General features: G+C 70.6%; 10 protein-coding genes. 7 read left to right on the top strand and 3 right to left on the bottom strand.

Annotated elements, in window-relative coordinates; genetic code table 11:
• The first annotated feature begins 49 nt into the window (after window positions 1–49).
• The 5 genes from PE066_RS00055 to PE066_RS00075 are packed head-to-tail and all read left to right on the top strand — an operon-like array spanning window position 50 to window position 4968.
• Window positions 50–1063 carry an ABC transporter ATP-binding protein gene (locus PE066_RS00055; protein ID WP_271234535.1) on the top strand — a complete coding sequence of 338 codons (1014 nt, stop codon included), beginning with the start codon at window positions 50–52 and terminating at the stop codon, window positions 1061–1063.
• Between the two features lie 37 nt (window positions 1064–1100).
• Complete coding sequence (locus tag PE066_RS00060) at window positions 1101–2390, top strand: ABC transporter substrate-binding protein (RefSeq protein ID WP_271234536.1); 1290 nt, start codon at window positions 1101–1103, stop codon at window positions 2388–2390.
• Complete coding sequence (locus tag PE066_RS00065; protein WP_271234537.1) at window positions 2387–3289, top strand: carbohydrate ABC transporter permease; 903 nt, start codon at window positions 2387–2389, stop codon at window positions 3287–3289. The genes PE066_RS00060 and PE066_RS00065 overlap by 4 nt, the downstream gene beginning before the upstream one ends.
• Entirely contained in the window at window positions 3286–4119 is an 834-nt protein-coding gene (locus tag PE066_RS00070) for a carbohydrate ABC transporter permease (protein ID WP_271234538.1), read from the top strand. The genes PE066_RS00065 and PE066_RS00070 overlap by 4 nt, the downstream gene beginning before the upstream one ends.
• A 3-nt stretch (window positions 4120–4122) precedes the next feature.
• A complete protein-coding gene (locus tag PE066_RS00075) occupies window positions 4123–4968 on the top strand; it encodes an endonuclease/exonuclease/phosphatase family protein (protein WP_271234539.1) in 846 nt (281 codons plus the stop codon).
• Window positions 4969–4985: 17 nt separating this feature from the next.
• On the opposite strand, the gene PE066_RS00080 is transcribed toward PE066_RS00075, so the two are convergent.
• On the bottom strand, window positions 4986–5396 hold the full coding sequence (locus PE066_RS00080; protein ID WP_271234540.1) for a YbaN family protein: 411 nt from the start codon (window positions 5394–5396) through the stop codon (window positions 4986–4988).
• A gap of 76 nt (window positions 5397–5472) precedes the next feature.
• On the opposite strand from PE066_RS00080, the gene PE066_RS00085 reads away from it, so the two are divergent.
• Both PE066_RS00085 and def read left to right on the top strand, forming a co-directional pair.
• Window positions 5473–7647, top strand: a complete 2175-nt coding sequence (locus PE066_RS00085) for an FUSC family protein (RefSeq protein ID WP_271234541.1) — start codon at window positions 5473–5475, stop codon at window positions 7645–7647.
• Window positions 7644–8183 (top strand): peptide deformylase, encoded by a 540-nt coding sequence (gene def, locus PE066_RS00090; RefSeq protein ID WP_271234542.1) that lies wholly within the window; start codon window positions 7644–7646, stop codon window positions 8181–8183. Before PE066_RS00085 ends, def begins: the two co-directional genes overlap by 4 nt.
• Before the next feature lie 5 nt (window positions 8184–8188).
• Here the strand turns inward: def and PE066_RS00095 are convergent, their stop codons facing one another.
• The gene (locus PE066_RS00095) at window positions 8189–10786 is read right to left on the bottom strand and encodes a [protein-PII] uridylyltransferase (protein ID WP_271234543.1); all 2598 of its coding nucleotides are present in this window, start codon (window positions 10784–10786) and stop codon (window positions 8189–8191) included.
• 7 nt (window positions 10787–10793) lie between these two features.
• Window positions 10794–11597, bottom strand: a complete 804-nt coding sequence (gene map, locus PE066_RS00100) for a type I methionyl aminopeptidase (RefSeq protein WP_271234544.1) — start codon at window positions 11595–11597, stop codon at window positions 10794–10796.
• Window positions 11598–11675: the final 78 nt, after the last annotated feature.

Consider the following 11675-nt stretch of genomic DNA (forward strand, 5'->3'; position numbering starts at 1 on the left):
TCCCGCAAACCCGCGCGATCCTGTCACATTGCGTTCCTATACTGGCGCGATGTCTTCCATCCAGCTTGTCGACGTGGGAAAGCACTGGGGCGAAACCGTTGCACTGGAGGACATCCGCCTCGAGATCGCATCCGGCAGCTTCTGCGTGCTGCTCGGGCCGTCCGGCTGCGGCAAGTCCACCACCCTGCGGATCATCGCGGGGCTGGAGACGGCCAGCCGCGGGCGGGTCCTGATCGATGGCCGCGATGTCACGAACCTGCCACCTGCGCAGCGCAACATCTCGATGGTGTTCCAGAACTATGCGCTGTTTCCGCACCTGAGCGTCGCCGACAACATCACCTTCGGCCTGTCGGTGCGCAAGGTTCCCGCGGCCGAGATCGCCAGGCGCCTGGCTGACACGGCCGGGCTGCTCGGCCTGGCGCACCTGCTCGAGCGCAAGCCCTCGCAACTGTCCGGCGGCCAGCAGCAGCGCGTGGCGCTGGGCCGCGCCCTCGTCGCGCAAGCCAAGGTGTGCCTGATGGACGAGCCCCTGTCCAACCTGGACGCCCAGCTGCGCCAGGAGATGCGCACCGAGCTGCGGCAGCTGCAGCAGCAACTGGGCCTGACGGTCGTGTACGTCACGCACGACCAGGCCGAAGCCATGAGCATGGCCGACCAGGTGGTGCTGCTCAATCGCGGCCGGATCGAACAGGCCGCTGCGCCCCGCGCCCTGTATGCACGGCCGGCGACCACGTTCGCCGCCACCTTCATCGGCACTCCGGCCATGAACCTGCTGCGGCTGGACGGCGACCGGGTTGCCGGCAGCAGCGTGGCGGCAGGTCGCGCGGCGCACTGGCTGGGGATCCGCCCCGAAGAAGTCGCGCTGGGCGGTGCCGTTCCGGCCGCCGTGCGCAGCATCGAGTACCTGGGCGCCGACCTGATCCTGCATTGCAGCGTGGGCAGCGAGACGCTCACGGTGCGCACCGCCGGCCAGGCGGAACTGGCCGCGGGCAGCCAAGTGATGCTGCAGTGGCCGGCGGCCAGCGCGCACCACTTCGATGCGGCCGGCCAGCGGCTTCCCTGACGATCTTCCTTCCACAAGCAACGAAGCAGGCACCCCCATGCAACGCAAGCACTTCAACCGACTCCTCCTCGCGGCCGGCACGGCAGCCACTTTCGGCCTCGGCGCCGCCCATGCGCAGACGACCGAAGTCTCCTTCTTCTACCCGGTGGCCGTGGGCGGGGCGATCGCCAAGACGATCGACGGCTTCGCCGCCGACTTCATGAAGGCCAACCCCGGGATCAAGGTCACGCCGATCTACGCGGGCACCTACCAGGAGACCCTGGTGAAGGCGCTGACCGCGCACAAGTCCGGCACCCCGCCGGTGACTTCCGTGCTGCTGTCCACCGACATGTTCACGCTGATCGACGAGGACGCGATCGTCCCGATCGACAACTTCGTCAAGACCGCGGAGGACAAGGCCTGGCTCGGCGGCTTCTACCCGGCCTTCATGATGAACAGCCGCACCGGCGGCAAGACCTGGGGCGTGCCGTTCCAGCGCTCCACGGTGGTCATGTACTACAACAAGGACCTGTTCAGGGAAGCCGGCCTCGACCCCAGCAAGCCGCCCCAGACCTGGGCCGAACTGAAGGCCGCAGCCACCAAGCTGACGAAGAAGGACGCGAGTGGCAAGGTCACGCAGTGGGGCGTGCAGATCCCGTCCAGCGGGTTCCCGTACTGGCTGTTCCAGACGCTCACCACCACCAACGGCGCGATCCTGGCCAACGAGGCCGGGACGCAGGTGAAGTTCGACGATCCCAAGGTCATCGAGGCGCTGCAGTACTGGGTCGACCTGGGCAAGGCCGGCGTGCACCCGCCCGGGGTGGTGGAGTGGGGCACCACGCCCAAGGACTTCTTCGAGAAGAAGACGGCCATCATGTACACCACCACCGGCAACCTCACCAACGTCAGGAACAACGCCAAGTTCGACTTCGGGGTGGCGATGATCCCGGGCAACGTGCGCAAGGGCTCCCCGACCGGCGGCGGCAACTTCCACATCTTCAAGAAGGCCACGCCCGCGCAGCAGGAGGCGGCCTTCAAGTTCATCAAGTGGGTGACCGAACCCGAGCGCGCGGCGCAATGGAGCATGGACACCGGCTACGTGGCGGTCTCCGAAGCCGCCTACAAGACCGACACGCTGCGCAAGTACGGGAGCGAGTTCCCGTCCGCGCTGGTGGCCCGCGACCAGCTGCCGGTGTCGGTGGCGGAGTTGTCCACGCATGACAACCAGCGCGTCACCAAGGCGCTCAACGACGGCCTGCAGGCGGCGCTGACGGGCACCAAGACTCCGGCGCAGGCCATGCAGGACGCGCAGCGCGAGGCCGACCGCATCCTGCGCTCCTACAAGTGACGGCGGGGCGGGGCGACAGCGCCGCCGCCGGCAGCCACGCAGCCATCCACGCATGGCTGCTGCTGCTGCCGGCCCTGGTGCTGCTGGCGGCGTTCACGCACTGGCCGACCGTCGCCACCTTCGTCGACAGCTTCTACTCCACGCCGCGCGGCGCGCGGCCCGCGGTGTGGGTCGGCGCCGAGAACTACCAGGCGATGGCGGCCGACCCGGTGTTCTGGAAGGCGGTGGCCAACAACCTGTGGTTCGCCGGCGCCACCATCCCGCTGTCGATCGGCCTGGCGCTGGTGATGGCGCTCTGGGTTAACGAGCGCATCGCCGGCCGCGCGTTCCTGCGCATGGCCTACTTCACGCCCACCGTGCTGCCGATGATCGCGGTGGCCAACATCTGGCTGTTCTTCTACACGCCGCAGTACGGGCTGCTGGAGCAGTTCACCGGCGCGCTGGGCCTGCCTTCGCACAACTGGCTGGGCGACCAGCGCACGGCGCTCGCCTGCATCACCGTGGTGGCGGTCTGGAAGGAGGCCGGCTTCTTCATGATCTTCTACCTGGCCGCGCTGCAGACGCTCAACCCCAGCCTGCGCGAGGCCGCGGCCATCGAAGGCGCGTCGCGCTGGTACTTCTTCCGCCGGGTGCAGTGGCCGCTGCTGATGCCCACGACGCTGTTCGTGCTCGTCAACGCGGTCATCAACGCCTTCCGCATGGTCGACCACGTGTTCGTGCTGACGCGCGGCGGTCCCGACAACGCCTCGACGCTGCTGCTCTACCACCTGTACGAGGTGGGCTTCAAGTTCTGGGATACGGCGTATGCCTCGGCCCTGACGGTGGTGCTGGTCGTCGTGCTGGCGAGCGTGGCGCTGTTCCAGTTCTTCGTGCTCGACAAGCGGGTGCACTACAAATGAAGCCACCCGCGCAAAGGCTGGCCTGGAACGAGCCGAACGCGCTCGACACGCTCGCGGCGTGGCTGCTGGCGATCCTGTGGATCCTTCCGCTGGCCTATGCGGTCTGGACGGCCTTCCATCCCAGCGAGTACTCGACCCGCTTTTCGCTGCTCGCGCCGCTGACGCTGGACAACTTCCGGCGGGCCTGGCAAGCGGCCCCGTTTGCCCGCTACTTCCTGAACACCACGCTGCTGGTGCTGATGATCCTGGCGGTCCAGCTGGTGCTGGCGACGCTGGCGGCCTACGCGTTCGCCCGCTACCGGTTCCGCGGCCGGAACGTGGCCTTCGCGCTGGTGCTGGTGCAGCTGATGATCATGCCGGACATCCTGCTGGTGGAGAACTACCGGACGATGGCGCAACTCGGGCTGGTCGACACGCTGGTGGCCATCGGCCTGCCGTACTTCGCCTCGGCCTTCGCCATCTTCCTGCTGCGCCAGACCTTCATGGGCATACCGAAGGAGCTGGACGAGGCGGCGCGGGTGGAGGGCGCCAGCGCCCTGCAGACGCTGTGGCGGGTCTATGTGCCGCTGGCCCGGCCGGTCTATACCGCCTTCGCGCTGGTTTCCATCAGCTTCCACTGGAACAATTTCCTGTGGCCGCTGATCATCACCAACAGCGTGAACGCCCGGCCCCTGACCGTGGGGCTGCAGGTGTTCTCCTCGCCCGACCAGGGCGTGGACTGGTCCGTGATCACCGCCGCAACCCTCATGACGTCCGCGCCGCTGCTCGTCGCCTTCCTGCTGTTCCAGCGCCAGTTCGTGCAGAGCTTCATGCGGGCCGGCATCAAGTAGCCCATGGACCTCGTGACCTGGAACACCCAGTGGTGCTGCGGCATCGACGGCGTCGTGAGCCCGCCGCGGATCGTCGAGGCCGCGCGCCGGCTGGCCGACTTCGACGTGCTGTGCCTGCAGGAGATCGCGGGCAACTACCCGCAGCTGGCCGGCGGCGCCGGCCACGATCAACCGGCCCTGCTGCGCGAGCTGCTGCCGGGCTTCCAGCTGTTCTTCGGCGCGGCCGTCGATGAGTCCGGTCCGCAGGGCGAGCGCCGGCGCTTCGGCAACCTGGTCGCCACCCGGCTGCCGGTGGCCCAGGTGCAGCACCACCCGCTGCCGTATCCGGCCGATCCCGGCGTGCGCAGCATGCCGCGGATGTGCACCGTGGTCACCGTCCTGGACCCGAAGCTCGGTCCGGTGCGGATCATGACCACGCACCTGGAGTTCTATTCCAAGCGGCAGCGCATGGCGCAGGCCCGTGCGCTGCGTGAACTGCACGTCCAGTACAGCGCCCATGCGGCCGGGCCGCCCGAGCCCGCCGATGACGGATCACCGTTCCAGACCAAGCGGCACACCGCCGACGCGATCCTGTGCGGCGATTTCAATTTCGAGGCGCACGAGCCCGAGTACGCGGCCGTCTCGGAGCCCTTCCCGCAGGGCAGGCTGTGGGACAGCTGGCGACTGCTGCATGGCGGCGAGCCGCACCCGCCGACGTTCCGCCTGTATGACCGCCGCTACGGACCCGATCCGGTGGCCTGCGATTTCGTGTTCGTCAGCGACGGGCTGAAGGACAGGGTCCGCAGCATGGCGGTCGATGGCGCGACGCAGGCATCCGACCACCAGCCGGTGCGGGTCCGGCTGGAATAGGCGGGGACGCCGGCGACCTAGGCGTCGGGGAATGTCTCCGGCCGCTGCCACAGCCAGGCCAGCACGCTGGCGATGATGGCCACGACCGTCAGGATGTACCAGCGCGGCCCGACCACCACCAGCATGGTCGCCACGCTGGCGGCCATCAGCACGGTGGCCAGCCACTTGGCCTTGCGCGCCACCACGCCGCCGCGCCGCCAGTCGGAGATCACCCGGCCGAAGTGGCGGTGGTTCTCCAGCCAGCGCAGCAGCCGCGGCGAACTGCGCGCCGCCGCCCAGGCCGACAGCAGGATGAACGGGACCGTCGGCAGGACCGGCAGGAAGATGCCGACGATGCCCAGCGCCAGGCTGGCCAGCGCCAGCGCCAGGTAGAACCAGCGCAGCGGACGCGGCGGGGCAGGGCGGGCTTCGGCGGACGGTTCGGCCATGGGCCGGATTGTGCCGACCGCCGGCAGCGCGTCGTACCATGCCGGTCGCCCTTCACTCCATCCTTTGACTTCTCCCTTGCCCAACGCCCTGCGTATCGCCCTCGGCCATTCGGTGCTGGGCGGCGTGTCGGCCGCGCTGGGGCTGTTCTTCGTGGCCACCTTCGTGCGCGCCGGCTGGGGCGCGTGGCCGGCCTCGGTGGCCACGGTGGGGGTGATCGTCTGCATCCCGCCCGACGTGGCGGCGCCGCTGCGCGGCAAGCTGCTGCAGGTGCTGCCGGCGGCGCTGTTCGGGGTGCCGCTGTTCATCGCCATGCAGTTGCTGATGGGCGACCCGGTGGCGCTGGGGCTGCTGCTGGTGCCCGCCACCTTCCTGGCCTTCCTGGCCGGCGCCTGGGGCCGCCGCGGCGTGCCCATCGTCGCGTCCATCATGTTCGCGGCCATCTTCTCGATGGCCGTGCCCACGGTCGGCGGCCGCGATGCGGCGCTCGAAGCCGGCGGCTGGTTCGCCCTGGGCGCGGCCCTGTACCTGGGCTGGTCGGTGCTGGCCAATGCCGTGCTGAACGGCCGCTACCGGGTTCAGCTCATCGCCGAGACGCTGCAGGCCGTCGCGGCGCTGGCGCGCACCCAGGCCAGCCAGTTCTCCGTGACCGGTGAGCCGGCGGCCGGCGCGCCGCCGCTGATCGGCCGCCTGATGCGCCAGCAGGCGGCCCTGGCCGACCAGCTGCAGGCCGCGCGCAACCTGGTGCTGGAGAAGCCGCGCACCGCACGCCGGCAGCAACTCGCCGCGATGCTGCTGCAACTGCTGGAGATGCGCGACCACCTGCTGGCCTGCGAACTGGACCTGGAAACGCTGCAGGCGCACCCGGGCCCGCTGCCGGCGCTGGACGCGCTGCGGGCCTGGCTGGAGCGCCTGGCGGCCGCGCTCGAAACCTGCGCCGATGCGCTGCTGCTGGGGCGCCGGCCGGACCCCTTCGAGCCGCAGGCAGCGCCGGCCGTCGGTCCATTCGGCGAGCGGTCCGCCGGCGTCGATGCGCGCGACGAGCGGGCGATGGCGCTGGTGCAAAGCCTGTCCAACCGCATCGCCTACCTGCAGGAAGACACGCGCCAGCTGGTGGCGCTGGCCCGTGGCGATGCGGTGGCCGACGTCGCCGTGGTGCGCGAGGCCTGGCGCCTGTTCGTCAGCCCGACCAGCTGGTCGTGGAAGCCGTTCGCAGGGCTCTGGCGCTGGGACGCGCCGCCGCTGCGCCATGCCATCCGCGCCAGCCTGGCGATCGCCACCGCCTACGCGCTGTCGCTGGCGCTGCCCTGGGGGTCGCACGGCTACTGGCTGCTGCTGACCATCGTGGTGGTGCTGCGCGGCAGCCTGGCGCAGACCGTGGAGCGCCGCAACGGCCGGGTGGCCGGCACCCTGCTGGGCTGCCTGCTGGCGGCCGGCCTGCTGTGGCTGCAGCTGCCGTTCTGGGCCACGGTGCTGGTGCTGACCGTCGCCCAGGCGGTGGCGCATGCCTTCGTCGTGCGCAACTACGTGGCCACGGCCGTCGCTGCCACCGTGCTCGGCCTGCTGCAGGCCAGCCTGCTCAGCGCCGGCGCCGATCCGGTCTTCAACGTGGCCGAACGCCTGGCCGACACGGTGCTGGGCGCCGCCATCGCCTGGACCTTCAGCTACGTGCTGCCCAGCTGGGAGCGTGGCCAGCTGCCGGCCCTGCTGCGCCGGACGCTGGCGGCGCAGGCCCGGCATGCCCGGGTGGCGCTCGGCCTGGGGCAGTTCGACGCGGTCGACGACGAGCCCGAGCTGGACTGGCGGCTGGCCCGCCGCGAGGCCTACGACAGCCTGTCGGCGCTGGTGCAGGCGACCCAGCGCGCGCTGTCCGAGCCGCGCGCCGTGCGGCCGCCGCTGCAGCAACTGGAGCGGCTGCTGGCCCACAGCTACCAGCTGCTGGCGCAGCTCACCGCGATCAAGACCTTGCTGCTGCTGCGCCGCGAGCGCCTGGACCGCGAGCGGCTGCGGCCGGAGCTGGCCGGCGCCGCCGAGGCGATCGCCGACGCCCTGCTGGCGCCGCAGGGCGCGGCCGCCAACGGCGAGGTGCCGCCCGAGCTGCCCGAGCCGCCGCCGGTGCCGGCCGGCCACGACGACCTCACGCCCTGGGCGCTGCGCCGGCTGGCGCTGGCGGGGCGGGCCGCCTGCCAGGTGCGCAGCGGCGCCGATGCGATCCGCCAGGCCGTGCGCGGACGGCTATCCTCGAGTCCATGACCGTTCGAGAGATCCTCAAGATGGGCGACCCGCGGCTGCTGCGGGTGGCCCAGCCCGTGACCGCGTTCGACAGCGACGAGCTCCACCTGCTGGTGGCCGACATGTTCGACACCATGCGGGCCGCCAACGGCGCCGGCCTGGCCGCGCCGCAGATCGGGGTCGACCTGCAGCTGGTGATCTTCGGCACCGACGCGCCCAACCCGCGCTACCCCGATGCGCCCCTGGTGCCGCGCACCGTGCTGCTCAATCCGCAGATCACGCCCCTGGGCGACGAGGAAGAGGAGGGCTGGGAAGGCTGCCTGTCGGTGCCCGGCCTGCGCGGGCTGGTGCCGCGCTGGAAGGCGATCCGCTACACCGGCTTCGACCCCTACGGCGATCCGATCGACCGCACGGTGGACGGCTTCCACGCCCGCGTGGTGCAGCACGAATGCGACCACCTCGCCGGCAAGCTGTACCCGATGCGCATGCGCGACTTCACGCAGTTCGGCTTCACGGAGGTGCTGTTCCCCGGCATGGATGCCGGACAGGACGACTGACCGCTTCAGGCCGTCAGGGCCTGCAGCAGCTCCGTCTCGATCGCGATCTGCCGGCGGTTTTCCTGCAGCTCGGCGCCGTCCACCAGGAAGGTGTCCTCCACCCGCTCGCCCAGGGTGGTGATCTTGGCCAGCTGCAGGTTGATGCGGTGCCGCGCCAGCACCAGCGCCACCGAGTAGAGCAGCCCCAGCCGGTCGCTGGCCGAGATGGTCAGCAGCCAGCGCTGCGCCCGCTCGTCCGGCGTGAGCTGCACCCGCGGCGTGACGGGGAAGCTCTTGACCCGGCGCGACACCCGGCCGCGGCTGGGCGGCGGCAGCGGGCCGGCGCGCTCCAGCGTCTGCTCCAGCTCCGACTCGACCATGCTGGTGAGCTCGCGGTAGTGCTCGGGCAGCATGGGCGTGACCACCTGGAAGGTGTCCAGCGCATAGCCGTTGGTCGCCGTGTGGATGCGCGCGTCCAGGATGGAGAAGCCGGCGTGGTCGAAGTAGCCGCAGATGCGCGCGAACAGGTCGGGCTGGTCGGGCGTGTAGACCAGCACCTGCAGGCCTTCGCCCACCGGTGACAGCCGGGCGCGCACGACCGGGCGGGCGCTGCCCACGTGGCGCGACAGGTGGCGCGTGTGCCAGGCGATCTCGCCGGCGTCGTGGCGCATGAAGTAGCCCACGTCCAGCGTGTCCCAGAGCTTGCGGTGCGCCTCGTGCGGCAGCGCGAACAGCTGCAGCTGCACCAGCGCCTCGCGCTTGCGCGCCTCGATCTCGGCGGCCGGGTCGGGCGTGTGCCCGCCCAGCGCGCGCAGCGTGGCGCGGTACAGGTCCTCCAGCAGCTTGCCCTTCCAGGCGTTCCAGACCTTGGGGCTGGTGCCGCGGACGTCGGCCACCGTGAGCAGGTACAGGGCGGTGAGCGTGCGCTCGTTGCCGACCCGGGCGGCGAAGGCGGCGATCACCGCCGGGTCGCTCAGGTCCTCCTTCTGGGCGATGCGGCTCATCGCCAGGTGCTCGCGCACCAGGAACTCGATCAGCCGGCCGTCCTCGGCCTCGATCGCGTGCTGGCGGCAGAACTGGCGCACCTCGCGCGCGCCCAGCTCGGAGTGGTCGCCGCCGCGGCCCTTGGCGATGTCGTGGAACAGCGCCGCCACGTACAGCACCCAGGGCCGGTCGAAGCCGGCGGCCAGCTGCGAGCAGAACGGGTACTCGTGCGCGTGCTCGGCGATGAAGAAGCGGCGCACGTTGCGCAGCACCATCAGGATGTGCTGGTCGACCGTGTAGACGTGGAACAGGTCGTGCTGCATCTGGCCGACGATGCGGCGGAACACCCACAGGTAGCGCCCCAGCACCGAGGTCTGGTTCATCAGCCGGAAGGCGTGGGTGATGCCCGAGGGCTGCTGCAGGATGGCCTTGAAGGTGGCGTGGTTGACCGGGTCCTTGCGGAACCCGGCGTCCATCACGCCGCGTGCGTTGTACAGGGCGCGCAGGGTGCGGGCCGACAGTCCCTTGGCACCCACCGTGGTCTGGTAGACGAGGAAGGTCTCCAGCACCGCGTGCGGGTGCCGCTCGTACAGGTCGTCGCCGGCCACCTCCAGCATGCCGGCCTTCATCGAGAAGCGGGCGTTGATCGGCACCGGCTCCTGGCCGCTGGGCGCAAGGCGCTCCTCGATGTTCAGCAGCAGGATCTGGTTGAGCTGGCTGACGGCCTTGGCGGCCCAGTAGTAGCGCTTCATCAGCGCTTCGCCGGCGCGTTGCAGCACGCGGCCGCCTGCGCTGCGGGTGCGGTAGCCGAAGGCCTCGGCGACGGCGGTCTGCAGGTCGAACACCAGCCGGTCCTCGCGCCGGCCGGCGATGGTGTGCAGGCGGGCGCGGATCAGGCGCAGCAGGGCCTCGTTGCGTTCGAGCTGCTGCGCCTCCAGCGGCGTGGCCAGGCCCTTGGCGGCCAGCTCGTCCCAGCTGGTGCCGAAGCCGGCCGCCTTGGCCACCCACAGGATCACCTGCAGGTCGCGCAGGCCGCCGGGCGACTCCTTGCAGTTGGGCTCCAGCGCATAGGGCGTGTTCTCGAAGCGGGTGTGGCGCTGGCGCATCTCCAGCGTCTTGGCGACGAAGAAGGCATGCGGGTCCGCAGCCCGGGTGAAGCGCTCGCGGAACTGCTCGAACAGGGCGCGCTCGCCGGCCAGCCGGCGCGCCTCCAGCAGCGAGGTCTGGACGGTGACGTCGGCCGCGGCGGCGTCCTGGCATTCCTGCAGCGTGCGCACGCTGGAGCCGATCTCCAGGCCGCTGTCCCAGCACTGGCCGATGAAGGCTTCCAGCCGCTGGCGCAGCGCCGCGTCCTGCGCGGGGTCCGTGCCCTCGGGCAGCAGCACCAGCACGTCGACGTCGGAATGCGGGAACAGCTCGCCGCGGCCGTAGCCGCCCACCGCCAGCAGGGCGATGCCGGGGGGCACCTGCGCCGCGCGCCACAGGGCCAGCAGCACGTCGTCGACATGGCGGGCCAGCCGCCGCAGCACGGCGCCGATGGCGCGGGTCGGGCGCGAGGGATCGAGCAGCGCCTGGTTGATGGCGGCCTTCTGCGCTTTCAGTCGATCGCGCAGGAGGGCGGCATCCCCCGACGGCTGCACGGCGGCCTCAGCCGTTGACGAACGCCGGCGGCGGCGGGCTGCCAGCCGACAGCGTGAGCACCTCCCAGCCGCTCTCGGTGACCAGCACCGTGTGCTCCCACTGCGCCGACAGCGAGTGGTCCTTGGTGACGATGGTCCAGCCGTCGTTGCCCAGTTCCTTCACCTCCTTGCGGCCGGCGTTGATCATGGGCTCGATGGTGAAGGTCATGCCGGGCTTGAGTTCCTCCAGCGTGCCGGGCTTGCCGTAGTGCAGCACCTGCGGCTCTTCATGGAAGTTGCGGCCGACGCCGTGCCCGCAGAACTCGCGCACCACCGAGAAGCCGTTGCGCTCGGCGAACTGCTGGATGGCCCAGCCGATGTCGCCCAGCCGGGCCCCCGGCTTGACCTGCACGATGCCGTGCCACATCGCCTCGTAGGTCAGGTGGATCAGCCGCTTGGCCGCGATCGACGCCTCGCCGACCATGAACATGCGGCTGGTGTCGCCGTACCAGCCGTCCTTGATGACGGTGACGTCGACGTTGACGATGTCGCCTTTCTTCAGCGGCTTGTCATTGGGGATGCCGTGGCACACCACGTTGTTGACCGAGGTGCACAGCGAGGCGGGGTAGGGCGGGTAACCCGGCGGCTGGTAGCCCAGCGTGGCGGAGGTGCTGCCCTGCTTCTTCATGCATTCGGCGGCCAGCTCGTCGATCTGGCGCGTGGTGATGCCGGGCTTGATGTGGGGGGTCAGGAAATCCAGCACCTCGGCCGCCAGCCGGCCCGCCGTGCGCATGCCCTGGATGCCGTCGGCGTCCTTGTACGTGATGCTCATGGGCCGAATTATCCGCGAGGGGGTGCGGCGCTGCAGGGCGCCACCGCCCCGCCCGGTAAAATCGAGGGCCTCCCGGCG

The sequence above is a fragment of the Ramlibacter tataouinensis genome (assembly GCF_027941915.1).
Classification (GTDB): domain Bacteria; phylum Pseudomonadota; class Gammaproteobacteria; order Burkholderiales; family Burkholderiaceae_C; genus Ramlibacter; species Ramlibacter tataouinensis_C.